Origin of the sequence: Thauera sp. 27 (assembly GCF_000310125.2) — a bacterium.
In the GTDB taxonomy this organism is placed as follows: Bacteria; Pseudomonadota; Gammaproteobacteria; order Burkholderiales; family Rhodocyclaceae; genus Thauera; species Thauera mechernichensis.
Genome location: NZ_AMXB01000002.1, coordinates 105,122 through 130,876 on the forward strand (window position 1 = coordinate 105,122; position 25,755 = coordinate 130,876).

Consider the following 25,755-nt stretch of genomic DNA (forward strand, 5'->3'; position numbering starts at 1 on the left):
TACCGCCCAGCCTACTCCACCACGCTCTGCCCCGAGCGTTCCGGACCGCAAGGGAGTTCGATCGTGACTGATGTGCCCTTGCCTTCCTCGCTCTCGATCCTGACTCGCCCACCCAAGATACCGGTCACCAACTGGTGGGTTATGTGCAAGCCCAACCCAGATCCCCCCTGCCCCATCCGAGTGGTGAAAAATGGATCGAACACGCGCTTGAGATTAACGGCAGAAATACCGCAGCCGTCGTCGCTGACGACCAGCCTCAGCCAATCCTCCCCAGCGGGAGCTGCCGTGAGGGTGATCGCACCCCGATCACGTCCCTCGAAAGCGTGGACAAGGGCATTGTTGATGAGGTTGATCAGCACCTGCCCGAGCGGCCCGGGATAACTGTCCAGCTTCAGCCCAGCGGGCACCTCGTCCACCAGCCGGAAGGGGGTACGGCGGATACTCGGCTTCATCGCCAGCCCCACCTCCTGCACGACCTCGCGCAGATCGAATGGGCGACGCTGATCGCTGGTCTGGTCCACGGCGAGCTGCTTGAAACTGCCGATCAGCTCGGCCGCCCGACTGAGGTTGCGTTCGATGATGCGCCCCGCCTCGTCCACACAGGCAAGGAAGTCGTTGAAGACCGATCGCGTGAAACCCGTCGCCACACGTGCGTTGAACTGGCGGTAGACATCGTTCAGCGTACTCGACGCAGTGACCGCGTTGCCGATTGGCGTGTTGAGCTCGTGGGCCACGCCCGCGACCAGAGCGCCAAGCGAAGCCAGTTTCTCGCTCTGCAGCAGCTCGTCCTGGGTACGGCGCAGATGCTCGAGCGCAGCCTCGAGTTCGCGCGTCCGATCGGCGACTCGACCCTCTAGCGTAGCGTTCAACTCGAGCACTTCACGTTCACGCTGCTTGCGGACACTGATATCGCGCGCGACACCGATTACCAGCCGCTCGCCGTTTTCGTCGAACCCACTCAGCGCCACCTCTGCATCAAAGGTGCCACCGCCGCCGCGCGAGTGAACCCATTCGAAGCGTTGCGGCTGCCCCGCACGCGCCGCGGCCAGGTAGCGCGCAGCCAACTCGGCGGAGGCGCCCCCACGCTGCATGGGCGGTGACAACATCAGGGGCGAGTGCCCGATGATGTCCTCGCGTGCCCGCTCGTACATCACCAGCGCGGCGTCGTTGCAGTCGATGACGATGCCGTCGCGAACGAGGAACATGGCGTCATTGGAATGCCGCACCATGTGCGCCAGCCGGCGCATGTGCTGGGCGGCCTGATCCCGCTCGATGGCGGCGCCGATCCAGCGCGCGAGCAACTCCACGAAGTACTTCTCACCGGCGCTGAAAGGCGTCTGTCTCGCTTCAGCCGCAGCGAAACCGAGGCAACCGTATAGCCGTCCGCCCACCTCAAGGCGGATACCGATGTAGGTCTCGAAGCCAAGCATGCGGTAGCTCGGGTGATCGCGCGCGGCCGAGGCCCCAACGGACTCGAAGGCCTGGATGCAGCCCGCACGCACCGGCAGGTCGCAGTAGCTCGACGCGAGTTCGAACTCGCTGCCCTGGACCAAACCGGACTCACTCGAGGCATGGATCGCCGTCACTCGGCAGCGCTCGTCATGGATCTCGCAGATCACCGCGATCTCGATACCCAAGAACTCGGCCCCCAGACTCAGCGCAGTGGACAGTTGCTCGGCAAGCGTGAGCGCACTGCGCGACGCGATGTCGTTGAGCACCGCAAACGCCCTCACCTGGCGTTCGACCTCGAGCGCAGCCTGCTTCTGATGAGTGATATCGAGCACGAAACCGTCGAGATAGCGCGGCCCGCCATCGCGTGGCGGAACAACCGCACCGTACTCCGCCATCCAGTGCACCTGCCCATCGGCGCCCAGCATGCGGTACTCCATCTCCCAGCTCCCAGCCTCCTCGACGGCATGCTTGACCAGCTCGGATACCCAGGCGATATCCTCCGGATGCACGCAGCCGCCCAGGGTCCGCCCCCCGGCAACGAGGAAATCCGCCGTCGGATAGCCGACGATATGCTGATCCCTGCCGCTCATGAAATGTGCTGTCCAGTTCTCGTCGTCAAGACAACGAAAGACCGTGCCCGGGAAGTGCTCGATCAGTGTACGTAGCTTGGTTTCACTGTCCTGCAGTGCGCGCTCCGCCGCGCGCCGCTCGGCAATCTCACGACGCAGTGCCTCGACGACCTTGCGGCGCTGCCGCAAGATGAAGCTCAGCAGCCCGACCACTGCAAGAAGCAAGGCAGCAAATACGGACAGTGCGATCGTCAGGTGCTGCGCACGCTGCGCGAGTCGGGACGCGCCCCTATCGTCGCTCGCGACCGTACCGACCGGAGCCGCGCCCTGCCCCTCTCCCCGCGCCGACAACCCAGTCGGGGAGAAGTCGACACCTGCCGGCACCTGCTGAACAGCGGCCTGCGGCACGGCAGCATGCACGCCAAGCGGAACGGCAGCGATCAACAGCAACACCGATAACCCCGCCGCGAACCATGCGCGTGGCAATGATGGCATTTGCATCGACTGTGACCCCACTGGAGCATGCCGCGAAACAGGGGGCGCAAGACCTGGCCAAGGGGCGTGCAACTGATCGCCGGTTGCCATCGGGCTGCGCAAGGACGGGCCTGCCAGCGAGGCCACCCAAGCATTGTCGCCAAGTTCGACAGACGTTTCCAGTGCGCGTCTACAAGTGCGAATTGGGGCTGCATGCGGACCTTCGGCAATGAGCGCTCCCGTCTCCCGATGCCTGTGGGCCGTCACATCGTCCGGCCGACTGGCTCGCGCAGCATCAATACACAGGTCCTCATGGACTCCAGCGGAGACGTGGGAACGTGTGATACGCCGCCGCGACACCTCCACATCCGACTCAGCAGGCAAACCGCGCCAGAAATGGCAGCAATCACCGCCATCTTGGGCAGCAGAAGTCACTCCAAAGCCGGCGTCTTGTCCTGAGGTTCCAGCTTTGGCGCAGACATTTCAAGCGCAATCCTGCTTCCGCAGAGTTGGCACGCCGATTGCGCACGCCTTGACAGAGCGAGGGCTGGCCAGCATGGCAATCCATTATTTTTAGCTATCAAAATTAACAACAGAATAAGGTTGCCATAAATATTAGAGCGCTCTAATGTTATAGCTATCGAAAGACACTCCCGTCTCCCTAGGAGCACGATCATCGAAAACACACGGCAATTCAGCTTTCCCCGCCTGAACGTACCGGCCCCTGCATTCAGCGTCCGTACAACGCACGGTGTCGCCACAGCCGAGAACTGGTGCCCGGGCAAGGATGCGGTCGTCTCCCCGCCCAAGACCGCCGAGGTGGCCGACAAGCCCGCAGTCACCGTTGTCCTCAACGCCCAGAGCCCGATGACCCCCGGCCAAGCCGGCCGACATGGGCGCCGCACTGCTGGAGCCGAACCGCAAGGTCATTGGTTTCTGACGATTCATCGCACTTGATCATCAACGGATGCCCCACGCCATGAGCTCTTATCTGCTCGCATTCCTTCTCTCTGCCACAACCGCCACCACGGTGCTGGCGCAAGCGTCCGCGCTTGAAGTCAGCCTGACCGGAATCCAGCATGATCGCGGAGGCCTGCGCGTGGGGCTGTATCACTGCAAGGAAGAACGATGAACGCCCCCGCCTCCTCCACTACGCCCGCCGCTGCGCACGACGCGCATGGCGGACGGCTCGCACATTTCCCGGTCGCCCTGTTCTCCACCGTAATGGGCATGGCGGGCCTCACCATTGCCTGGCTCAAGGCCCATCACATCGGTGGCATGCCGATCGAGATCGGCGTCGCGCTGCGCTGGCTGGCGAGCGCGCTGTACCTGTTCCTGCTCGTGATGTACGGAGCCAAGCTGCTGCGCCACCCCGAGGCGGTGAAGGCCGATCGCGCCCATCCAGTGCGTCTGAACTTCTTCCCCGCCATCTCCATCGGCCTGCTGCTGCTGTCGATCGCCTGGGCGCAGGACGCCCCGACCGTCGCGCCGTGGATGTGGGGCATCGGCGCCGCGGTGCATCTCATGTTCACACTGTTCGCCATGAGCAGCTGGATCCACCACACCCACTACGACATCAAGCACGCCAACCCGGCCTGGTTCATCCCCGTGGTGGGCAACATCATCGTGCCGATCGCCGGCGTGCGCTTCGCGCCGGCGGACATCAGCTGGTTCTTCTTCAGCATCGGGCTGGTGTTCTGGCTGGTGCTGATGACGATCGTGCTGTACCGGCTGTTCTTCCACGAACCGCTGCCCGCGCGCCTTACCCCCACGCTCTTCATCCTGATCGCACCGCCTTCGGTCGGCTTCCTGGCCTATGTCGCACTTACCGGCCAGGTCGACGCCTTTGCCCGCGTGCTCTACTTCACCGCGCTGTTCCTGACCCTGCTGCTGGCCAGTAACGCCGTGCGCTTCTTCCGCCTGCCCTTCTTTATCTCGGCGTGGGCCTACTCCTTCCCGCTGGCGGCGATGACGATCGCCACCTTCGAGATGAGTGCGCGCAGCGGACTGCCTTTCTACGCGGGGCTTTCCTGGCTGATGCTCGCGGTGCTCAGTGGGGTCGTAGCGCTGCTCGCATGGAAGACCTTGGCTGCGGCTCACCATGGCAAGATCTGCTTGCCGGAATAGACGTGCGACACGAGCGCATCCTGCGCGATGAGCGCATTCTCAACACTTCAACATGGAGGTTTGGCCATGCAACGTGCTGACATCCAATCCTTTTTCGATCCGGCCACCTTCACCGTAACGCATATCGCCTCTGACCCGGCTAGCCGCCGCGCGGCAATCATCGACAGCGTACTGGACTACGACCCCAAGTCCGGGCGCACATCGCGCACCTCCGCCGACAAGGCCATCGCTTACGTACGCGAGACCGGTCTGACGGTAGACTGGCTGCTCGAGACCCACGCCCACGCCGACCACCTGTCTGCCGCGCCTTACCTCAAGCAGCAGCTCGGCGGCAAGATCGGCATCGGCGCGCATATCCGCCAGGTGCAGGGCGTATTCAAGGACATCTTCAACGCCAAGGACATGAACACCTACGGCGCCGAGTTCGACCACCTGTTCGAGGACGGCGAGCGCTTCCGCATTGGTGAGCTGGACGTCGAGGTGATGCACACCCCTGGCCATACGCCGGCCTGCCTCACCTACATCGTCGGACCGGACGCCTTCGTCGGCGACACCCTGTTCATGCCCGACTACGGCACCGCGCGCTGCGACTTCCCCGGCGGAGATGCAGCCACGCTGTTCCGCTCGATCCGCAAGGTGCTCTCGCTGCCACCCGAGACGCGGCTGCACCTGTGCCACGACTATCCGCCCGACGACCGCGCCCCGGTGTGGGAAACAACGGTCGCAGAGCAGAGGGCGAAGAACATTCACGTCCATGACGGCGTGACCGAGGCCGACTTCGTCGCCATGCGCACCGCGCGCGACCGTACGCTGGCCATGCCGACGCTGCTCCTGCCGGCGATCCAGGTCAATGTGCGTGCGGGCAAGCTGCCACCAGCCGAGGACAACGGCGTGCATTACCTGAAGATACCGATCGATCTGCTTTAGGCACGCCATCCCATGCCCACGACGACGGCCGCCGCCCCCCGCACCCTGCTCGCGCGCTGGCACGACTACCGGCTCGGTGCACTCAGCGACGACCTGATCGCGGCAGTGATCGTCACCATCCTGCTGGTACCGCAGAGCCTGGCCTACGCCATGCTTGCCGGCCTGCCGCCGGTGGTCGGCGTGATGGCGAGCCTGCTGCCGATCGTCGCCTACGCCGCCTTCGGCTCCAGCAGCAGCCTCGCCGTGGGGCCGGTGGCGGTGCTGGCGATGATGACGGCGCAGGCGGTCGGCGGCGTCGCCGCCGCGCATCAGATCACGCCGCACCTGGCGGCACTGGTACTGGCGCTGGAGATGGCGGCGGTGTTTCTCATCGCCGCGCTGTTCCGCCTCGAGACGCTGGCGGCGCTGCTCGGCACGCCGGTGCTGCACGGCTTCATCACCGGTGCCGCGCTGGTGATCGCGATCGGCCAGCTCCCCGCACTGCTGGGGGTGCAGGCCGGCGGCAGCACGGTGCTCGCACTGTGGCAGTCGCTCGCGGACGCCAGTCATCCACTGCCCCATATGACCACCGCACTCATCGGCCTGCTGGCGCTGGCGATGCTGTGGGCCCTGCGCCGGCACGGCAGCCCCGTGCTGCAAGGCCTGGGTTTCAGGCCCCGGACCGCCCAGCTGCTGGCGCGTACCGCGCCCATCGTCGTGGTCGCGGCTTCGATCGCCTGGGTCGCCGGCTTCCCGCGGTTGAACGAGGGGGTCGCCCTGTCCGGCGCCGTCAGCCTTGGCGAGGGGCTGGTATTCCCGATGCCGTGGACGGCGCCGTTGCCGGTGTGGCGGGAGCTGCTTGCCCCTGCGGTGCTCCTGGGACTGGTGGCGTATGTCGAGAGCCTCGCCGTCGCCGAGGCCCTCGGCGCACGCCGCGGCGAGAAGGTGTCGCCCCGGCGCGAACTCTTCGGCCTGGCGGCGGCCAACGCCGCGGCCAGCGTGTCCGGCGGCATGCCGGTTACCGGCGGCTTCGCGCGCAGCATCGTCAACTTCGACGCCGGCGCGCGCACGCGCATGGCCGGCGTGTGGACCGCGCTCTTCCTCGCGCTGGCGATCGCGCTGCTGGGCGACGTGCTGCACTACCTGCCGCGCGCGGTGCTCGCGGCGACCATCGTCATTGCCGTGCTGTCGCTGGTGGATTTCGCGCCCTTCGTGCTGGCATGGCGCTACTCGCGCACCGAGTTCGCCCTGATGCTGATGGTGGCGGTGCTGACACTGACGGTGGGCGTGGAGGAGGCTTTGCTCGCCGGTGTGGTTGGCGCCATCGGCCTGCTGCTGCAGCGCACCGCCCGCCCCCACTGGACCGAGGTCGGGCGCCTGGCCGGCACCGACGTATTCCGCAACGTCAATCGCTTCGAGGTAGAGACGCTGCCCGAGGTCCTGTCGATCCGGGTCGATGAGAGTCTGGTGTTCACCAACTCACGCTGGATCTCCGAGACGCTGTCGTCTGCCCTGGCGCGCCGCCCGAACCTACGCCACGTGGTGCTGATGATGAGCGGGGTCAATGGCATCGACCTCACCGGCCTAGAGGTCCTGATGCAGCTAGATCGCGAACTGCGCGCCAAGGGCCTGCAGCTGCATTTCTCGGAACTGAAAGGTCCGGTGCGGGACCGCCTGGACCGGACCGGAGTGACAGCGTGGCTGTCGGGCCGCATCTTCATGACCCAGGCCGAAGCCTTCAACACCCTCGCCAGAAACTGTTGCAGCGCCCACTGACGCGGGCGCAATGCAGGCCTTGACGCAGCCACTGCGGCCTGCGTCCGCCTAGCTGGCGTCGCGCGCGTGATCGTGCGCCACTGCGGGCTTCTCCACGCCCCGCGAGCCGGCACAAGTGCTGACAGCGTTCCGTGACGCCGCGCTCTGGCGCACAACCTTCCATCGCTGCCACCTTGACACTTCAAGGGTGCACGAACTGCCACATCTGCAGACAGCAGCAGTGACAGCCCTCTCCCCTGAGCAAGGGCTCTACCCGCAAGTGCCTTGATTCAACTCAAATTCAGCCCATTCGGCGACGCTGGCACGGGACTTGATAAGCACCCCCTTATCAAAGGGAGTTCCGCATGAACCTGCCAGATCAAGGCCTGCTGCGCCATCTCGTCGTCGTCGTACTGATCAAGCTCGCGCTGATCACGGCGCTGTGGTGGGCCTTCATCCGCGACGCACGCGTATCGGTCGACAGCTCGACCATGGCCGCACAGGTTTCCCGCTCAACTCCGCCATCGCATCGACCACCTCCAGGAGAAACCCATGGTCAGTGAGCAACTCGTCGACCTGTCGCGGCTGCAGTTCGCAGCCACGGCGATGTACCACTTCCTCTTCGTGCCGCTCACGCTCGGCATGGTGTGGATGCTGGTCATCATGGAAAGCGTCTATGTCATGACCGGCAAGACGATCTACAAGGACATGACCCGCTTCTGGGGCAAGCTCTTCGGCATCAACTTCGCACTGGGCGTCACCACCGGCATCACGCTGGAGTTCCAGTTCGGCACCAACTGGGCCTACTACTCGCACTACGTGGGCGACATCTTCGGCGCACCGCTGGCAATCGAGGGACTGATGGCCTTCTTCCTCGAGTCGACCTTCATCGGCCTGTTCTTCTTCGGCTGGGACCGCCTGTCGCGCCAGCAGCACCTGCTGGTGACGATCCTGATGGCGGTGGGCACCAACCTGTCGGCGCTGTGGATCCTGATCGCCAACGGCTGGATGCAGAACCCGGTGGGTTCCGAGTTCAGTTACGAGACGATGCGCATGGAGCTCACCGACTTCTGGGCGGTGGTGTTCAACCCGGTGGCACAGGGCAAGTTCGTGCATACGGTGTCGGCGGGCTACGTGACCGGCGCCATGTTCGTGCTGTCGATCTCGGCCTGGTACCTGCTGCGCGGGCGCGACGTGGAGTTCGCCAAGCGCTCGTTCCGCATCGCGGCGGCCTTCGGCTTCGCCTCGATCTGCTCGGTGATCGTGCTCGGCGACGAATCCGGCTACGCCCTGGGCGAAGCGCAGCAGACCAAGCTCGCCGCGATGGAGGCGATGTGGGAGACCGAGCCCGCGCCGGCCAGCTTCAACGTCATCGCCGTGCCCAACGAAGCCGAGATGAAGAACGACTTCGCGATCCACATCCCCTGGGTGATGGGCCTGATCGGCACGCGCTCGCTCGACAAGGCGCTGCCCGGCCTCAACCAGATCTACGCCCTGAACCGCGAACGCGTGACGGTGGGCGTGGAGGCGGTGAAGCTGCTCGAGGCCTTGCGCAAGAGCCCGCAGGACGTGGCGCTGCGCGAGGCCTTCGACAAGGTCAAGGACGACCTTGGCTTCGGCCTGTTGCTGAAGAAGTACGTGGTGTCGATGGACGACGTCACCCCCGAGCTGATCGACCGCGCCGCACGCGACACCCTGCCCAAGGTGGCGCCGCTGTTCTGGACCTTCCGCATCATGGTGGCGTTGGGCTTCGCGATGCTGGCGCTGTTCGGCCTGGCGCTGTGGTACTCGATCAAGGGCGACTTCGCCCAGCGGCCGTGGCTGCTCAAGTGGGCGCTGTGGTTCCTGCCGATGCCGTGGCTGGCCTGCGAGATGGGCTGGTTCGTGGCCGAGTACGGCCGCCAGCCGTGGACCATCTACGGCGTGCTGCCCACCCACCTCTCGGTGTCCACGCTGACGGTGGAAAGCCTGTACGGCTCGCTCGCCGGCTTCGTCGGTTTCTACACCCTGCTGCTGATCGTCGAGATGGTTCTGATGATCAAGTTCGCCCGCCAGGGCCCCGGCAGCCTGGGTACCGGCCGCTACATGAACGAAACCCAGCACGCCCACGCCTGATCCCGGAGCGCACATCATGATCCTCGACTACCCGACCCTGAAACTCATCTGGTGGCTGCTGGTGGGCGTGCTGCTCGTCGGCTTCGCCATCATGGACGGCCACGACATGGGCGTGGGCACGCTGCTGCCCTTCGTCGGCCAGAACGACGAGGAGCGCCGCGTCATCATCAACACCGTCGGCCCGCACTGGGACGGCAACCAGGTGTGGTTCATCACCGGCGGCGGTGCCATCTTCGCCGCCTGGCCGATCGTCTATGCCACAGCCTTCTCGGGCTTCTACTGGGCGATGCTCGCGGTGCTGTGGGCGCTCTTCTTCCGCCCGGTGGGCTTCGACTACCGCAGCAAGATCCACAACGCCGCCTGGCGCAGCACCTGGGACTGGGGGCTCTTCATCGGCGGTGCAGTGCCGCCGCTGATCTTCGGCGTCGCCTTCGGCAACCTGCTGCAAGGCGTGCCCTTCCACTTCGACGACACCCTGGTATCCCACTACACCGGCAGTTTCTGGGGCCTGCTCAACCCCTTTGCGCTGCTCGCCGGCGTGGTGAGCACGGCGATGATCACCTTCCACGGCGCGATCTATCTTGCGCACCGTACCGAGGGCGACATCCAGCGCCGTTCGATAACCGCCGCGCTGGTTTTCGGCGTGCTGATGCTGGTGGGCTTCACCGCCGCCGGGCTATGGATCGCCAACGGCAGCTTCGGCTACGCCATCACCTCGGCGGTGGACACCGCGGCGCTGCCCAACCCACTCGCCAAGACAGTCGAACTGCAGCCCGGCGCCTGGCTGGCCAATTACGCCAAGGCGCCGCTGACGGTGCTGGTGCCGGCGCTGGGCTACGCCGGCGGCATTGCCGCGCTGTTGCTGGTCTGGAAGGGGCGCACCCTGGCCGCTTTCGTTGCTTCGTCGTTCGCCATCGTGGGCGTGATCGGCACCGCTGGCGTATCCATGTTCCCCTTCGTGATGCCCTCCTCGACCGTGCCGGGCGCCAGCCTCACCGTGTGGGATGCGGTCTCAAGCCAACGCACGCTGGGCATCATGTTCTGGGCCACGCTGATCTTCATGCCGATCATCGTTGCCTACACCAGCTGGGCCTACAGCGTGATGGCAGGCAAAGTCACCGCAGCCTACATCCGCGAGAACGAGCACTCCGCATACTGAGCGCGCACACGAAACAAGGAGAACGACATGTGGTATTTCGCCTGGGTCCTGGGCATCGGCTTCGCCGTGCTGCTGGCCATCCTCAACGCCCTGTGGGGCGAAAATGAACAGGCGCGCGAAGAGGCACGCGCCGACGCGCTGCGACAGCCCCGTCTCGACGCCGATCCGGTTCACCCGAACGGCAGCGGCGCACACTGAAGGCGGCAAGGAGGCAACGATGAACACGAAGGTCGCCCCCCACCCGCCCGCCGCGCCGACCGGCGGGATCAGCCTGCTGCCGCTGCTGACAGCCATCGCGATCATGCTCGGCATCACCGCCTGGCCCGCCGCCCTCTCCGGTCCGCAGGGCGGCGCGGACCACTGGGCCGCTATGGCACTGTTCTGGGCCATGAGCGCGGGCTTCGTGCGTGGCGTCGGCTTCGTACCACGACACCTGGCCTGGCGCCTGATGTTCTCGGGTACCGCCTGTCTGCTCGGCATCGCCCTGGCCGTCGTACGCCTGGCGTCCTTGCACGGCAGTCCTGTGTAACCTCGGTGACATAGCGCTGATCACGCCGCCTTTCTGCGCGAGAGCGGCTTTGCCAACGCACGCCACGTCATCAACGGTTTCCAGGGCGAAGTGATCAAGGAAGGGACACAGGCCGGATTCCGCCAAAAGAACGGCTGGCAGAACAGCGGCCTACCGTGGTCGCCCAAGATGAACGCTGACAAGGTCCATCGCCTCGACCTGCGCCGCGTAAACGCAAAAAAGCCCCTCGAAACAAGGGGCTTCAGTGCTCTGGCGGAGACGGAGGGATTCGAACCCTCGATGCGAGTTTTAGCCCGCATGCTCCCTTAGCAGGGGAGTGCCTTCGACCTCTCGGCCACGTCTCCATCAGGAAGGCGCGATCATAGCGAGTTCGGGGCTATCGGTCAAACACGTTCACGCGCCTTTTTCATGCATCGCACCATTGGCCGAATCGAGCCGCCACCCCCCGAAGGAAGGTCAGCACACGACGGCGTCAAGCTGAACTATTAGTGCCATTGTCGTATCCAATTTGACGTGAAAGTGCCTCGTCACTACCGTCGAAGGCGTCCGGACAGGAATTTGCCGGAGGACGCCGGCAGACAGAGCACATCAGGCAAAAAATCACAGATTTCAACTAAAACAACAAAAACCACATTGTATGAGGAAAGGATAGTGATCTATACTTCATACACCCTATGACTTAGGTCATAGGAAACCCATTCACCCCATGCCAGAGTCGACCCCGTTGCCGTGTCCACCTTGGTCAAGAGAAAAAGGAATACCGTAATGAAAGTCACCGAAAAAATCGATGTTCGCGAAATTCGCCGAAAGCTCGGCCTGAACCAGTCGCAGTTCTGGTCCAAGATCGGCGTGACCCAGAGTGGCGGGTCGCGTTACGAAAGCGGGCGCAACATCCCTCGCCCCGTGCAGGCGCTGCTGCGCCTGGTGCATGTCGAGCAAATCGACATCAACAAGGTCAAGCGCGACGACGTGGATGTCGCCGAGTACCTCAAGGCGACCAACCCCGAGCTTTACAAGACGCTCAAGAAGGAAGCCCGTGCCAAGCGCAAGGAGCGCTGATCACCGGGCAATCGAGCTCAAGGGCTGACGGATACCGTCAGCCTTTTTTTTCTGATGCGCTCGGCAATCGCTTCGAGTTCGTCGCTGGTCAAGGCGCTGAGTCGTGACGCCTCCGCCTGCATGGACGGACGTGCAACTCCGTACAGCAGCACCCCGCGCAAGTGCTCCAGTCCGGCCGCCTCGAGCACCCCGAGATAAGCCTCGATGTCCGCGTCCGCGGGTACCTGACCATCCCAACGGAACATGCAGGTCTGAACCCAGGTAGGACAGGCCAGCGCGCAGCGCTGCAAGTTGCGTGCGACGGCCTCCGGCTCCAGGTGTACGCCATTGATGCGCTCGATACCGTCCACCGTGCCTGCATCGACCTTGAACCACACTTCTCCCCCCGCATCCGCCAGCCGGCGCACTGCGGAGAGGACGCGCGCCTGACCCAACAGGCTGCCATTGGTGATCAACCTGAGCGGCACGGCATCCGCCGCAAGGCCAAACTCCGCCTTGAGCCCGGCAACCAGTTCGACCGCCTCGCCGAAGACCGCCGCACTCGTCGGCTCGCCGTTTCCAGAGAAGGCAATGTCGCGAATGACACGCGCACCATCGGGAACGTGGCGCGCCATCCAGCTGCCGTGGATGAGGTCGGCGAGGAAGCCGCGCAATTCGTCCTGCAGTCGGGCAAGATCGATCTCCGGTGCCTTGCCCCGCACCAGGCCAGGCACCTGGCAATACACGCAATGCCAGTTGCAGGCATTGTTCGGGTTGAGGTTGATGCCGATCGACACCCCACCCGCTCGCCTTGACAGCACCGGATACACATAGGTGAGCCCGGCGAGATCGCGGTCGTGGTTTCGGATGTCCAGGGTGCTGGCGCGGTTTGCCGGCGCCCCCGAAGAAATGGAAGAATTCATCGTCAGCTCAGAGACTTGCAATTTCCGTGGACACCGGCAGCAGCGCCCCCGGTGCTATAATCCGCGCCCCCACAAGAGAGAGTCGCCATGCGCATCACCCGCCGCCTCGAGTTCGATGCCGGTCACCGGATCCCCGACCATGCCAGCCAATGCCGCCACCTTCATGGGCATCGCTATGCGCTCGAGATCACCCTTTCGGGCGAGGTGATCAAGGCCGACGGCCTTCCGGTCAATGGCATGATCATGGACTTCGCCGACGTCAAGCGCATCGCCAAGGAGCTCGTCGTGGACCGCTGGGACCACGCTTTCCTGGTCTATCGTGGCGACACCCGGGTGCTCGACTTCCTCACCTCGATGCCCGAACACAAGACCGTCGTGCTGGACCTCGTTCCCACCGCCGAGAATCTCGCCGCGGAGGCATTCCGCCTGCTCGATCCCGCCTACCGCGACACCTACGGCAACCACCTGCGGCTCGAGCGCGTACGACTTTACGAAACGCCCAACTGCTGGGCCGACGCCGTACGCACCTGAAGCCCGGCCTGCCGGGCGCCGCTGTTCAGACAGCGTAGCGGCGCAGGCGCAGGGCGAACTCCTGCAGTTGGGCAATCCCGCTTTGCTCGGCGCGCGTAACCCAGTCCTGCAGTTGCGCCAGCAGCTGCTCACGCGATGCATTGGAGCGTGCCCAGATCGCCGCCAGCTCCTCGCGCATCGCAACCACGGTTGCCAGCGCCGGGCTCATGCCGACGGCGACGCGCACCTGCTCCTTCTGCGCGTCGCCAAGGTGGCGCTCCTCGCCGGACAGCACCCAGCGCCGCACTGCCCTGACGTCCAGACCGCTCACCGCATCGCGCTTGACGCGCTTCAACTCGGCAGCGCAAAGCTTGCGCAGCGAATGCATGTAGTTCGTCATCACGTCGTAGCGGTGGGTGACGACCGCCTGCAAGGTATCCAGGTCCGGCACCGCCTTGGCCTCGACCAGGCGCGGCTTGGGGATCGTCTTCTTGACCTTCGCCAGACCAAGCATCTCCAGCATGCGGATGTACATCCAGCCAATGTCGAACTCATACCAGCGCGCCGACAGCTTGGCCGACGTCGCGAAGCTGTGGTGGTTGTTGTGCAGTTCCTCACCGCCGATCAGGATGCCCCAGGGCAGGATGTTGCGCGATGCATCGCTGCAATCGTAGTTGCGATAGCCCCAATAGTGCGCGAGCCCGTTGACCACGCCTGCCGCCCAGAAAGGGATCCACACCATCTGCACCGCCCAGATCGTCAGGCCGATCGGACCGAACGCAATGAGATCGATGACCAGCATGATCGAGACGCCGAGCACGGAATGGCGATACACGTTGCGCTCGAGCCAGTCGTCCGGCGTACCGTGGCCGTAGCGTGCGAGCGTTTCGGCATTCTTGGCCTCGGCACGATAGAGCTCCGCCCCCTGCCATAGCACCTTCGCCAGGCCACGCGTCTGCGGGCTATGAGGATCTTCGACCGTCTCGCATTTGGCGTGGTGCTTGCGGTGGATCGCCGCCCATTCGCGCGTGACCATGCCCGTCGTGAGCCAAAGCCAGAAGCGGAAGAAGTGACTGGGCACAGGGTGCAGGTCCAGCGCACGGTGCGCCTGGTGGCGATGCAGAAAGATCGTCACCGCAGCGATGGTGACGTGGGTGAGCGCGAGTGCGACGACGACATAGCCCCACCAGGGAAGATCGAACAGCCCGTTATACATGCGTGACAACACCTCTGAGGAACACAGCGCTTGGATTCTACGCCAGCGCGCGCAGCAAACCAGAAACCACTACCCGGAACGCGCCGCCGCGCGCATACGCCAGCTTGAGACCGGCGCGCACGACCAAGCGTTCAATACGCTTTCACGCCGTCCACAATCGGGTCAAGGCCGCCATGGCAGCGACTTGACAGGCGCAGCTTCGGCACGGTGGCGCAGCCAATTGTCGCGGTAGGCGCGTGCCAGCTCGCAATGTCCGCGCACGATGAGCAGATTTTCCGCGTTGCGATTGTGTGCCGACCAGGTGAAGTTGTAGGAGCCGGTGAGCACCGCACAGGCCGGCCCCTCGGCATCGGCAATGATGAGCTTGTTGTGGGCGGCGTTGTACTTGGTCTCGAAAGCGACCGGCACCCCGCCCGCCAGCAAGCGCGGGATGGCATTGCCCTTCTCGCGGCGGTTCATCTGCGCGTCGGCCAGCACCTCCACCTTCACGCCACGCTGGCGCGCCGCCACCATGGCATCGGCGATGCTGCGGCTGGTAAACACGTAGGCCTGCACTTGCAGGCTTTTGCGCGCAGCCGCAATGAGGTCGATCACGACCTGCTCGGTATTGTCCCTGGGCGAGAAGGCCAGCTCAACCTCGCCCTTGGCGGCAAAGCGCTGGCTGGCCAGCGCCGGCGTAACGAATACCACACTGGCCGCGAGCAGCACTCCGGCGCAGATACCCAGGCCGCAGCGCGCGTGCTCAAGCCTCGGCACGGCGCTCCATCACCGCAGCAAAGAACCCGTCGGTGTCGTGCACATGGGGCATCAGGCGCAGGCGCTCGCCAGTGGCGACGGCCACCCCCTGCTTGTCGAGGATGTCCTGGGCCGACAGCTGCGCGAAACCAGGGTGCGCAGCCAGGAAGGCGTCGACGATGGCATCGTTCTCTTCCGCGAGCAGACTGCAGGTGGCATACACCAGGCGGCCGCCCGGGCGCACCAGACGCGCCGCCGCAGCCAGGATCGCCCCCTGCTTGGCGACCATCTCCTCGACTGCTGCAGGCGACTGGCGCCATTTCAGGTCCGGATTGCGGCGCAAGGTACCCAGGCCGGTGCATGGCGCATCGACCAGCACGCGGTCGGCCTTGCCGGCCAGGCGCTTGACCTTGGCATCGGCCTCATGGGCAATCAGCACCGGGTGCACGTTCGACAGACCGGCGCGGGCCATGCGCGGCTTGAGCTTGGCCAGCCGCTTGTCCGACACATCAAAGGCATACAGGCGGCCCGTCGAGCGCATCAGCGCCCCCAGCTGCAGCGTCTTGCCACCCGCGCCAGCGCAGAAATCGACCACCAACTCCCCGCGCCGCGGCTGCACCAGCAGGCCAAGCAGCTGGCTGCCCTCGTCCTGGACCTCGAAGCTGCCGTCCAGGAACAGCGGGTGCTTTTGCAGCGCCGGTTTGGCCGCGAGCCGGATGGCCTGCGGCGACAGCCTGCCGGGCTCGGCGGCAACACCACCGGCCTGCAGCTGCGCCAGCACCGCGTCGCGGTCGGCCTTGAGCAGGTTCACCCGCAGGTCGAGCGGCGCCGGCCGGTTCAGCCCATGTGCAAGCGCCACCAGCTCGGCTTCGTCCATCTGCTGCAGCAGTCGCTCGGCCAGCCAGTCGGGCAGGTCGACGCGCTCGGCGAGACTCATCTCGCCAGCGTCGGCAGCCTTGACGGAAGCAAGCCAATCGCTCTCGGTAGCGCTCACCAGGCCCTCGAAATTACGCATCGGCCAGCCTTCACCACGCGCGAACCAGGCCAGCAGCAGCATGCGCGGCGTGGCCTCCGCACCGGCCAGCCGGCGCAGCCAGCGCAAGCGGCGTAGCACGCCATACACCGCCTCGGCAATGAAGCCGCGGTCGCGATGTCCGAGCTCGCGGTTGTCACGGAAATGGCGCGACAACACCGCATCGGCCGGGTACTCGAAGGCGAGCACTGCCCCCAGGGCCTGGGTTGCCTGAATGAATAGCTGCCGCGAAATCCCCGCACCGGTGACAGCGCCGGCCTCTTGCGGGCGCGCCGCCCTGTCGGTTCGGCCGGTCGTGGCAGTTCTGCCTGCCGTGCGCGGGCGGCCGGGTTTGCTCGTCTTGGTCATGTCAGTTCTTGGTTCCTGTTGCGGTCGCCGCCGGGCGTCCCGTTTCAATCGCGGCGGCGCGCTGATCCAGCACTCCGCCCTTTTCGTCCTCGATGCGGATGCGCACCGGCAGCAGCCCATGGTCTACCGACAGCCAGATCCGGATGTTCAGCCCGCCATCCTCGGCGTGCGCGCGCAGGCGCAAGGTCTCCACCTTGCCGATGGGCAGGCTCAGAGACTCCTTGCCGTCCGGCTCCAGCACTGCGTCCTTGACGCTCTTGTTGGTGATGACCTGAAGACTGACAGGCCTTCCATTACGGGCGACGTGGCTGGCCTGGTGCCACAGGCTGAGCAGATCCTGCGCCCCCGCCTCGAGCGTACCGCTGCGCCGCTCCGCACCATCGCGGCGGATGCTGACACGCCCCGCCGGCCAGTCGAAATGCGCTGCCTCGCTCTTGCGTCCGCGCTGCTCGACACTGAACAGCTCGGGCCGCAAGCCCGCCCCGCTCAGCAGCCCACGGCTGTGCTGACGGTACTGCAAGCCGAACAGACCCGCGAGCCCGCGCGCCTCAAGCTCGAGTTCGAGCTCATAGCGTCCATCCGCAAGGGACCAGCTGTGCTGGGCACTGCCAACCTTGAAGCCTTGAGAGCCGTAATGAACGTCGAAACGCATGCTGCCAGTCGCCGGCGGATCGGCAAAACCCGCTGCTGCGGCCGCGGGCACCAGGCAGGCCAGGCAGAGCAGCACGACAAAGCGCAGGCTGCCGCTCACGACACGCCCCCACCCGAGGGCTCGAGGCGCGGCGAAACAAGTGCAGGCAGCGGCTCATCAGGCGCGTCGCGCAGGCTCACCCGTCCGTGCGCATCAATGGACAGCCGCCCGTCAACGAACCAGCGCACAGCCTGCGGATAGATGCGGTGCTCCTGCTCGAGAACGCGCGCGGCCAGTGCCGCCTCGTCGTCACCGCAGCGCACCTCGACCGCCGCCTGGACGACGATCGGGCCGCAATCGAGTTCGGCAGTTACGAAATGCACCGTCGTGCCGTGCACCCTCACCCCGGCCTCGAGGGCGCGGCGATGCGTGTTGAGCCCGGTGAAAGCAGGCAGCAGCGAAGGGTGGATATTGAGCAAACGGCCCTCGTAATGGCGCACGAAGCCGGCCGTGAGCAGGCGCATGAAACCGGCAAGCACCACGAGATCCGGACGGTGGGCATCAATGGCCTCGATCAGCGCCGCGTCGAAACCCTCGCGATCCGGATAGGCGGTGTGGTCGACCACCGCGGTGTCGATGCCGTGCTCACGCGCAAAGACAATGCCCGGCGCCTGCGGCCGGTTGCTGATCACCGCGGCGATGCGGGCGCCGGGTATGCGTGAACGCACAATGGCTTCCATGTTGCTGCCGCGGCCGGAGATAAGGATGACGATGGACTTCATGGCAATGAGGGAGTCGGGAAACAGGCTCCAGCACGGGCACTTTCAAAGTAGCTGGCTGGCTCAATACACAGGCAGGAAGACCGCGGTGCCGAGGTTCTGGACCACGCGTGTGACGGTGCGGTCGGTTTCGTCCTCGACGATATCGGCGAGCGCATCGAGCAGCCCGATGATGCGACCGAACTCGCGCTCGAAGCTCAGGTTGGCAACCTCGCCCATCTCGTTGGACAACAACAGCGGGCGCCCCGAAGGGTCGCGCGCCGTCGCGAGCTTCCACGCTGCAATCTCTACGTTACGGGCGGCATTGTAGATGTGCTGGGGCTCCAGATCATCCAGCATGTAAAAAACTTCGCGATCGCCGAGGGCGGCCTGCACCATGCTGGCGAGCCCGACGACGAGGGCCTGGACCCGGTCGCCGCGATACTCCGGATGCAGCGCAATCTGCATGGCGTCGAGGTCGCGACGGTTACCTAGCGATGCAAAACGCCAGCGATGCTTCTCGTCGAAGATCCTCGAGATCGCTGCCTCGGCACTGCCCGCACCACCCTTGCGCCACTCATCGGGATTGCGCTTGTACAGCTTGTCGGCAAGGCGGCGCAAGCTGGCGAACACATGTTGCTGATGGCGCTCGGCGACGCGGTTGATGTCGGTCTTGAGCAGCTGGCGCAGGTCGAAACCACGCGCGCGCTGCTCAGAAGGCGCCGTCCCCGGCGACGAGCAGCCTCCGAGCGCCACCGCTAGCACCAACATCAGGCAGACCACACCGAGGTGGACGCCTGTGGCCCGTGCCGGCAACCCCCGCTCAGCTTGATGCATCTGCCCTGCGCCCCCGCTATTGCCCCTGACCCTGGATCATAACCGAGCGCTTGCCGATCATGCCCTGCCCCTCGAGCCAAGGCGCGCACGGCCGGCGCCGCGGCCCGGCCTGCAGCTCAGCGCCTATAATGCGAGGCCGCCCAGCCGTCGGCTCATCATCCAAGCACGCCATGCCCCACATACACCGCCTTCCCGACCTGCTGGTCAACCAGATCGCCGCAGGCGAGGTTGTCGAACGCCCGGCCTCGGTCCTCAAGGAGGTACTCGAGAACGCAGTGGATGCCGGCGCGCGTGCGATCGAGGTCCAGCTCGAACAGGGCGGCGTGCGCCGCATCAGGGTCACCGACGACGGCTGCGGCATCGATCGCGAGGAGCTTGCCCTCGCCCTCGAACGTCACGCCACCAGCAAGATCGCGTCGCTCGACGACCTCGAGCGCGTCGGCACCATGGGCTTTCGGGGCGAAGCGCTCGCTGCAATTGCCGCCGTCGCCCGCACCACGATCACCAGCCGCGCCGAAGCTGCGACTCACGCCTGGCGCATCGACGGCAGCGATCGCAGCATCGCGCCTGCCGCGCTCAACCAGGGCACCGTGGTCGAAGTGGCCGACCTCTATTTCAACACCCCGGCACGACGCAAGTTCCTCAAGACCGAGGCCACCGAGTACGCGCACTGCGACGACGTGTTCCGCCGCGTCGCACTCGCCCGTCCGGACATCAGCCTGCAGCTCGCACACAACGGGCGCGTGACCCACCGCCTGCCGCCCTCACCTGCCGCGCAACGGGTCGCAGCCTTGATGGGGGACGACTTCGTTGCCCAGGCGCGCCAGGTGGAAGCAGATGCCGGGCCGCTGAGGCTGGCCGGCTTCGCCTCACTGCCCGCCTACTCGCGGTCGAGCCGCGACGCGCAGTTCTTCTTCGTCAATGGCCGTTTCGTGCGTGACAAGCTGCTCACCCATGCAGTGCGCGAAGCCTATGCCGACATCCTGCACGGCAGCCGCCATCCGGCGTATGTCCTTTTTCTTGAGCTCGACCCGGCGGGCGTCGATGTGAATGTGCACCCAGCCAAGATCGAGGTGCGCTTTCGCGAGGCGCGTGCGGTCCACCAGTTCATCTACCACGCGCTGAAGCGCACGCTCGCCGAAAGCGGTGCAAACCGCATCGAACCGGACGCGAGCTCGACTGCGCCGCATCATCGGGCAGTGTCCGCCGACAGCATGCTTGGCATGGCCGCCACGTCTGCGCTCACCGGCAGCAGCACGGGCAACGCCGGGACTCAGACCTGGCACGCCTGGTCTGCCGCCCCAGCGCGCCAGGGCCAGCTCGCCATGGAAGCCGCAAGCCGCAGCTACCTGGACTTCGCCGCTGGCGCCCGCCCTGTCGGCGGCGCTGCGCCAGTCCAGGCCGCGGCAAGCACAACCGCATGGCCAACCAGGACCCTGTCTGCAGACGAGGGCGCAGCGCCACCGCTCGGCTTCGCGCTCGCCCAACTGCATGGGGTCTATATCCTGGCGCAGAACACGCATGGCCTGGTGCTGGTGGACATGCATGCAGCGCACGAACGCATCCTTTACGAGCGCCTGAAGACGGTGCTCGATGGCCGGCCCGCCGTCCAGCGCCTGCTCATTCCAGCCGTGTTCTCGGTCAGCGCCAAGGACATGGCCGCCGCAGAGGAATGCCGCGAAGTCCTCGCCGGCATGGGGTTCGACGTGAGCACCGCCGGGCCGCAGGAACTCGCCGTACGCAGCGTGCCTGCCCTCCTCGCCGCCGCCCCCGTGGCCGAACTGATGCGCCAGCTCCTCCAGGAACTGCGCGAATACCCCGCCACCGAGGTGGTGACGACGCGCCGCAACGAACTGCTCGCTACGATGGCCTGCCATGGCGCAGTACGTGCCAATCGCCAGCTCACCCTGCCCGAGATGAATGCGCTGCTGCGCGACATGGAGGCCACGGAGCGCGCAGACCAGTGCAACCACGGACGGCCGACCTGGACGCAGTTCAGCATGGCAGAACTCGATCGCTTCTTCATGCGCGGCCAGTAGCGCCGGCACCCCAGTAGCGCCGGCGCGCCAAGACGCAAGCCCCTGCGCGTACCTATAAGCTGTAGATCAGCGCCCCCACCACGACCACGGCGACCGTCGCCCACCCCAGGCGGTCGACGTAGCGATGCAGCACGGCCTCCATGCGCTCGCCGCCCCAGGCCATCAGCCCGGCTACAAGGAAGAAGCGCGCCCCACGGCCCACCAGCGAGGCCAGCACGAAGGGCGCCAGCGCCATCGACGCCACGCCCCCTGCGATCGTGAACACCTTGTACGGAATCGGCGAGAAGCCCGCGACGAAGATTGCCCAGAAACCCCAGGTATCGAACCAGGCTACCGCCTGCTCGTAGGCCGCCCAGTAGCGTGTCTCGCGCAGCCACGGCTCAATCGCGTCGAATGCGAAGTACCCGATGAGATAGCCAAGCAAGCCGCCCGCAACCGAAGCCAGCGTCGTGAGCAAGGCGAACCACATTGCCCGCCGCGGGTTTGCCAGGCACATCGGCGCCAGCATCACATCAGGGGGAATCGGGAAGAATGACGACTCCGCAAAGCTGAGCCCACCTAGAAACCAGGGGGCGCGTCGATGCCGCGACCATGCCATCGTCCGCGCGTACAACGGCGAGAAGATCTTCAAGACAACACTCCGGGGGATTTCGAAGACGAACCCGGTTCCAGCAGCGACCGGGCGAGGCGCGATGATAACCGCAAGTCCATGACCTGCGCTTGTCGGCTTCGTCGGCACCGCCTTGCGGATGACCCTGGCTTGCGCACTTCCCCACAAGGTCCGAGAATCAGGGCCTTAGCGACTGCCAGTCTGTAACGCGAACCAACGCCATGCCGACCCGCCTCCTGCAATCCATCTCCCTGCGGCTCGTGCTGATCGTGCCCTATGTGCTGCTCCTCGTTGGCCTCGCCGTGGCCCTCGGGGTGCTCTCCTATTCGGCGGGAAGCCGCGCCCTGTCTACAGTCTCGGGTCAATTGCTGCTCGAAACCGTCGGTCGGATCACTCAGGCCGTCGACCGGCACGTCGTCGGTTCGAGCGCAGTGCTCGAGTCGGCCTTCCCCGAGGGCATGCCCGCACCACCGACCATCGAGCAGGACTTCCACGACATCCGCAACCGCTTCTGGGTGGCAACCTCCATCCATACCGACCCGAACGACTACGTTTACTATGGCAACGAAGCTGGCCAGGGGCTGGGGCTGTATCGCCGCTCGAGCGATGAGGTCGAGCTGCGCATGAAACTGCGCGCGGACGAACATCGCGCCATCTACCGCTACCAGGGTGTCGACGGCCACCTCGAGTTCGTCCGCCGGGAAACCACGCTGTTCGATCCGCGCACACGCCCGTGGTATGCAAACGGCAAGACGACCGACGGCCACACCTGGACGTCGGTTTACATCGATTTCGGCACCCTGCAGCTGGTGGCGACGCGTGCGCGCCGCGTGCTGGGACCCGAAAATGAATTCGCCGGCGTGGTCGCCACCGACGTCGCGCTCAAGGCGCTCAATGACTTCGTCGGCCGCCTCAAGGTATCGCCCAACGGCATCGCCTTCATCGTGGAGCCGGACGGCAATCTGATCGCCTCGTCAGCGAGCGCCAACGTGGTCGTGCTGCCCGATGGCAGCTACGGGCGGCTGCAAGCGGCGGAGAGCGACCACCCCTTGCTCAAGGCGAGCTACCTGACGGTACGCGACCGCATTGCGGTCGTCAGCGACGAGAAGCTGCCGCGGGTATTCGAGTTTGTCGACCCAGAGGGCAACCAGATCCATGCCGCCATCGACCGCGTACGCGATGCAGCAGGCCTCGACTGGGTTACCGTGGTCGCAATGCCAGCCAGCGACTTCCTCGGCGACGTCATCGAGAACGTACGCCGCACGGTCGTGCTGGCGACCATCGCCGTGATGGTCGCGGTCGCGATCGGCCTCGGCATCCTGAGCTGGGTGTCGCGCGATCTGCGCAGCTTGGCGGCAGTCGCCAGCCGCATCGGTGACGGCGACCTCGAGACGCCGGTCGGCATCGTGCGCCGTGACGAGATCGGCGAGCTTGCACGCAGCTTCGAGCGCATGCAGGACCGCCTGCGCACCGACCGCCTGACCGGGCTCGCCAACCGCGAGGCCCTGCTCCAGCAGTTGCAGCGCCGCATCGAGCACGCACGCAATGACCGGCGCAACCCACACGTCGGCGTGCTGTTCATCGACCTCAACCGCTTCAAGAGCATCAACGACAACCACGGTCACGAGATCGGCGACCAGGTGCTGCAGGAGATTGCCAACCGTCTCGCGCACAGCGTTCGCGCGGAAGACCTCGTCGCCCGCTACGCCGGGGACGAGTTCGTGATCGTCACCGACAACGTCACCGACCGCCCCGCACTCGATCAGGTTCGTCTCCACGTCGAAGCGGTACTGCGCGCGCCCCTCACCACACCCCAGATCGCAGGCCTCGGACTGAGCGTCGGCGGCGCGATCGGTGGCGCACTCTATCCCGACGATGGCGACAGCCCGGAGAGCCTGCTCCGCCATGCCGATCACGCGATGTATGCGGACAAGCTCGACCGGCGCAGATCCGAGCCCTCGGGCGTGGTCCGTTTTCCCCAGCGACCGTGAGCAGCCCTCGGGACAAGCTGTGGATAAATGTGGCAAGCCCTTGACGCATCGAGAGTCAGTCCCGCTGCCTCTATTTTAGGCAGCGGCATTCCAGGCATGTGTGTCCGCAACTGCAGCGTTCAACACCCATTCCTGGCACGGGTGGAGGATAATCCGCGCCAACGCACTCATCTCCAGCGCAGCATGCGTGCCCCGGCCTCCATGACCCGCACGCCGACTGCTGCTACCGGATCCACTTGAGCAACTCGACCCCCTGTCGCGCAGAAGCCGCGGACACCGCCCCCTCCTCCCTCGCCGCATGTGCAGTTGAGGGATTGCCGCGCCCACCCGCCCTCCTCCTCCTCGGGCCGACGGCCAGCGGCAAGACGGCCTGTGCGCTCGCGCTTGCGCAACGGCTCCCGGTCGAGATCATCAGTGTCGACTCGGCCCTGGTGTATCGCGACATGGACATCGGCACGGCCAAACCCAGTGCCGAAGAGCAGGCCTCCTGCCCGCATCACCTGATCGACATCATCTCCCCGGAAGAAAGCTATTCCGCGGCCCGCTTTCGCGCCGACGCGCTGCGTCTGATGTCAGAGATCACGGCGCGCGGGCATGTTCCATTGCTCGCAGGAGGCACCATGCTGTACTTCAAGGCCCTGCGCGACGGCCTGTCGGATTTGCCGGCGGCAGACGCGACCCTGCGCCGCGCCATTGACGACGAAGCGGCTGCGCGTGGCTGGCCAGCCATGCACGCCGAACTCGCCCGCCTCGACCCCGGGGCCGCGGCCCGCCTGGAACCCGGTGACGCCCAACGCATCCAGCGTGCCCTGGAGATCGTGCGCCTGACTGGCCGGCCGCTGGCCGAGAGTTATGAGCGCAAGGAAGACAGCGCCCTGCCCTGCAGACTGCTGCCCATCGCACTTGCACCCTCGGCTCGCGAGGTGCTCCACACTCGCATCGAACAGCGCTTCGACGCCATGCTGCATGCCGGTTTCATTGACGAGGTCCGCCAGCTGCGCCACGACTATCGGCTCGACCCGGCCATGCCGTCGATGCGCTGCGTCGGCTATCGCCAGGTCTGGGAGTATCTTGACGGTGACCTCGGCTACGATGAACTGCGCTTCAAGGGCATCGCTGCCACCCGCCAGCTCGCCAAGCGCCAGCTCACCTGGCAAAGACAGTTCCGCGAAACATGGCCGGACCTGATCGAGCTCGACTGCCTGCGCCCGGACCTCACCGAGGCCGTGCGCGCGGCGGCATTCAGCCTGCTCGACAGCTGAGCGCAAGTACCCCGCCGCCCCACTCCCTCCAGCCCATTTCTTACCCCAAGCAACGGAAACCCATGGACGAACAGATCATCAGCGACGTCGAGCAGTGGCTCGACGAAGTCGTCATCGGCCTCGAGCTCTGTCCCTTCGCCGCCAAACCACGGCGCGAGGGGCGCGTGCGCATCGCCGTCAGCCATGCGCGCGACGAGGAAGCGCTGCTCAACGACCTGCAGGCCGAACTCGAGCGCCTGTCGGACACCCCGGCGGAACAGCTCGAGACCACGCTGCTCGCCATCCCCGACATGCTCGAGGACTTCGCCGACTACAATGATTTCCTCGATGCCGTAGACCTCTGGGTCGAGCACTTCGGCTGGGAAGGCGAACTGCAGGTCGCAAGCTTCCATCCCCAGTACCAGTTCGCCGACACCGACAGCGATGACCCTGGCAACCTCACCAACCGCTCGCCGTGGCCGCTGCTCCACATCATCCGCGAAGAGAGCCTGGAGAAGATCATCGCCCACTACCCCGACGTGGATGCCATCCCTGAGCGCAACGTCAAGCGCATGAAGGCGCTCAGCGCCGAGGAGCGCAACAGACTCTTCCCCTACCTGTTCGGTTGAACGCCCGCGTCGCGCCCCACAGCTCAGCGGGGCCGCGTACAGGTCGGCTGCAGTGGGCGCGGCGCCAGCCGCGGGGGCTTTCAGGTCACGGGCAGACACTCGCGGAGGCACAGGGAGAGGAGTAGACTGC

Annotated in this window: 25 protein-coding genes and 1 tRNA gene; 16 read left to right on the forward strand and 10 right to left on the reverse strand. The window is 65.5% G+C overall.

Going from position 1 to position 25,755, the window contains the following annotated elements:
- Positions 1-11: 11 nt before the first annotated feature.
- Positions 12-2,474 (reverse strand): ATP-binding protein, encoded by a 2,463-nt coding sequence (locus B447_RS01415; protein ID WP_002935784.1) that lies wholly within the window; start codon positions 2,472-2,474, stop codon positions 12-14.
- A gap of 729 nt (positions 2,475-3,203) precedes the next feature.
- Between B447_RS01415 and B447_RS22465 the strand changes: the two genes are divergently transcribed.
- The 10 genes from B447_RS22465 (at position 3,204) to B447_RS01455 (ending at position 11,086) form a co-directional block, all read left to right on the forward strand.
- The gene (locus B447_RS22465) at positions 3,204-3,452 is read left to right on the forward strand and encodes a hypothetical protein (RefSeq protein ID WP_232431439.1); all 249 of its coding nucleotides are present in this window, start codon (positions 3,204-3,206) and stop codon (positions 3,450-3,452) included.
- 22 nt (positions 3,453-3,474) lie between these two features.
- Positions 3,475-3,627: a hypothetical protein gene (locus tag B447_RS22470; RefSeq protein ID WP_232431419.1), complete on the forward strand. Its 153-nt coding sequence runs from the start codon at positions 3,475-3,477 to the stop codon at positions 3,625-3,627.
- Complete coding sequence (locus B447_RS01420) at positions 3,624-4,622, forward strand: SLAC1 anion channel family protein (protein WP_002935787.1); 999 nt, start codon at positions 3,624-3,626, stop codon at positions 4,620-4,622. Before B447_RS22470 ends, B447_RS01420 begins: the two co-directional genes overlap by 4 nt.
- A gap of 66 nt (positions 4,623-4,688) precedes the next feature.
- Positions 4,689-5,549: an MBL fold metallo-hydrolase gene (locus B447_RS01425; protein ID WP_002935789.1), complete on the forward strand. Its 861-nt coding sequence runs from the start codon at positions 4,689-4,691 to the stop codon at positions 5,547-5,549.
- A gap of 12 nt (positions 5,550-5,561) precedes the next feature.
- On the forward strand, positions 5,562-7,304 hold the full coding sequence (locus B447_RS01430; RefSeq protein WP_002935790.1) for a SulP family inorganic anion transporter: 1,743 nt from the start codon (positions 5,562-5,564) through the stop codon (positions 7,302-7,304).
- A gap of 344 nt (positions 7,305-7,648) precedes the next feature.
- Positions 7,649-7,846 carry a cytochrome oxidase putative small subunit CydP gene (cydP, locus tag B447_RS01435; protein WP_002923728.1) on the forward strand — a complete coding sequence of 66 codons (198 nt, stop codon included), beginning with the start codon at positions 7,649-7,651 and terminating at the stop codon, positions 7,844-7,846.
- Positions 7,836-9,398 (forward strand): cytochrome ubiquinol oxidase subunit I, encoded by a 1,563-nt coding sequence (locus tag B447_RS01440; protein WP_002935791.1) that lies wholly within the window; start codon positions 7,836-7,838, stop codon positions 9,396-9,398. Before cydP ends, B447_RS01440 begins: the two co-directional genes overlap by 11 nt.
- 16 nt (positions 9,399-9,414) lie before the next feature.
- Positions 9,415-10,557, forward strand: coding sequence for a cytochrome d ubiquinol oxidase subunit II (cydB, locus tag B447_RS01445; RefSeq protein ID WP_002935792.1), 1,143 nt, complete (start codon positions 9,415-9,417; stop codon positions 10,555-10,557).
- Between the two features lie 27 nt (positions 10,558-10,584).
- Complete coding sequence (cydX, locus tag B447_RS01450; protein WP_002923724.1) at positions 10,585-10,755, forward strand: cytochrome bd-I oxidase subunit CydX; 171 nt, start codon at positions 10,585-10,587, stop codon at positions 10,753-10,755.
- Between the two features lie 19 nt (positions 10,756-10,774).
- Positions 10,775-11,086: a cyd operon YbgE family protein gene (locus tag B447_RS01455; RefSeq protein ID WP_002923722.1), complete on the forward strand. Its 312-nt coding sequence runs from the start codon at positions 10,775-10,777 to the stop codon at positions 11,084-11,086.
- Positions 11,087-11,336: 250 nt separating this feature from the next.
- Here the strand turns inward: B447_RS01455 and B447_RS01460 are convergent.
- A tRNA-Ser gene (locus tag B447_RS01460) sits at positions 11,337-11,430 on the reverse strand.
- Positions 11,431-11,851: 421 nt separating this feature from the next.
- Here B447_RS01460 and B447_RS01465 point away from each other — a divergent pair.
- A complete protein-coding gene (locus B447_RS01465) occupies positions 11,852-12,145 on the forward strand; it encodes a helix-turn-helix domain-containing protein (protein WP_002923721.1) in 294 nt (97 codons plus the stop codon).
- Between the two features lie 17 nt (positions 12,146-12,162).
- Here the strand turns inward: B447_RS01465 and B447_RS01470 are convergent, their stop codons facing one another.
- Positions 12,163-13,047: a radical SAM protein gene (locus B447_RS01470; RefSeq protein WP_002935793.1), complete on the reverse strand. Its 885-nt coding sequence runs from the start codon at positions 13,045-13,047 to the stop codon at positions 12,163-12,165.
- Between the two features lie 87 nt (positions 13,048-13,134).
- Between B447_RS01470 and queD the strand changes: the two genes are divergently transcribed.
- Complete coding sequence (gene queD, locus B447_RS01475; protein ID WP_002923714.1) at positions 13,135-13,578, forward strand: 6-carboxytetrahydropterin synthase QueD; 444 nt, start codon at positions 13,135-13,137, stop codon at positions 13,576-13,578.
- A gap of 25 nt (positions 13,579-13,603) precedes the next feature.
- Here the strand turns inward: queD and B447_RS01480 are convergent, their stop codons facing one another.
- The 6 genes from B447_RS01480 to B447_RS01505 form a co-directional block, all read right to left on the reverse strand.
- Positions 13,604-14,773, reverse strand: a complete 1,170-nt coding sequence (locus tag B447_RS01480; protein WP_002923713.1) for a DesA family fatty acid desaturase — start codon at positions 14,771-14,773, stop codon at positions 13,604-13,606.
- A gap of 162 nt (positions 14,774-14,935) precedes the next feature.
- The gene (locus B447_RS01485) at positions 14,936-15,529 is read right to left on the reverse strand and encodes a phospholipase D family nuclease (protein ID WP_002935795.1); all 594 of its coding nucleotides are present in this window, start codon (positions 15,527-15,529) and stop codon (positions 14,936-14,938) included.
- Complete coding sequence (locus tag B447_RS01490) at positions 15,516-16,889, reverse strand: RsmB/NOP family class I SAM-dependent RNA methyltransferase (RefSeq protein WP_002935797.1); 1,374 nt, start codon at positions 16,887-16,889, stop codon at positions 15,516-15,518. Before B447_RS01490 ends, B447_RS01485 begins: the two co-directional genes overlap by 14 nt.
- A gap of 1 nt (position 16,890) precedes the next feature.
- Complete coding sequence (locus B447_RS01495; RefSeq protein WP_002923707.1) at positions 16,891-17,640, reverse strand: DUF3108 domain-containing protein; 750 nt, start codon at positions 17,638-17,640, stop codon at positions 16,891-16,893.
- Positions 17,637-18,302 (reverse strand): phosphoribosylglycinamide formyltransferase, encoded by a 666-nt coding sequence (purN, locus tag B447_RS01500; protein ID WP_002923706.1) that lies wholly within the window; start codon positions 18,300-18,302, stop codon positions 17,637-17,639. The genes B447_RS01495 and purN overlap by 4 nt, the downstream gene beginning before the upstream one ends.
- A gap of 60 nt (positions 18,303-18,362) precedes the next feature.
- Positions 18,363-19,115 carry a hypothetical protein gene (locus tag B447_RS01505; RefSeq protein WP_232431421.1) on the reverse strand — a complete coding sequence of 251 codons (753 nt, stop codon included), beginning with the start codon at positions 19,113-19,115 and terminating at the stop codon, positions 18,363-18,365.
- 170 nt (positions 19,116-19,285) lie between these two features.
- On the opposite strand from B447_RS01505, the gene mutL reads away from it, so the two are divergent.
- A complete protein-coding gene (mutL, locus tag B447_RS01510) occupies positions 19,286-21,154 on the forward strand; it encodes a DNA mismatch repair endonuclease MutL (RefSeq protein WP_002935799.1) in 1,869 nt (622 codons plus the stop codon).
- Positions 21,155-21,206: 52 nt separating this feature from the next.
- On the opposite strand, the gene B447_RS01515 is transcribed toward mutL, so the two are convergent.
- On the reverse strand, positions 21,207-21,785 hold the full coding sequence (locus B447_RS01515) for a YqaA family protein (protein ID WP_037982184.1): 579 nt from the start codon (positions 21,783-21,785) through the stop codon (positions 21,207-21,209).
- Positions 21,786-21,985: 200 nt separating this feature from the next.
- Here B447_RS01515 and B447_RS01520 point away from each other — a divergent pair, with 200 nt between their 5' ends.
- The 3 genes from B447_RS01520 (at position 21,986) to B447_RS01530 (ending at position 25,625) form a co-directional block, all read left to right on the forward strand.
- Positions 21,986-23,755, forward strand: a complete 1,770-nt coding sequence (locus B447_RS01520; RefSeq protein WP_002935809.1) for a diguanylate cyclase domain-containing protein — start codon at positions 21,986-21,988, stop codon at positions 23,753-23,755.
- Between the two features lie 314 nt (positions 23,756-24,069).
- Positions 24,070-25,017, forward strand: a complete 948-nt coding sequence (gene miaA, locus B447_RS01525) for a tRNA (adenosine(37)-N6)-dimethylallyltransferase MiaA (RefSeq protein WP_002935819.1) — start codon at positions 24,070-24,072, stop codon at positions 25,015-25,017.
- 62 nt (positions 25,018-25,079) lie between these two features.
- Positions 25,080-25,625 carry a DUF1415 domain-containing protein gene (locus tag B447_RS01530; protein ID WP_002935821.1) on the forward strand — a complete coding sequence of 182 codons (546 nt, stop codon included), beginning with the start codon at positions 25,080-25,082 and terminating at the stop codon, positions 25,623-25,625.
- Positions 25,626-25,755: the final 130 nt, after the last annotated feature.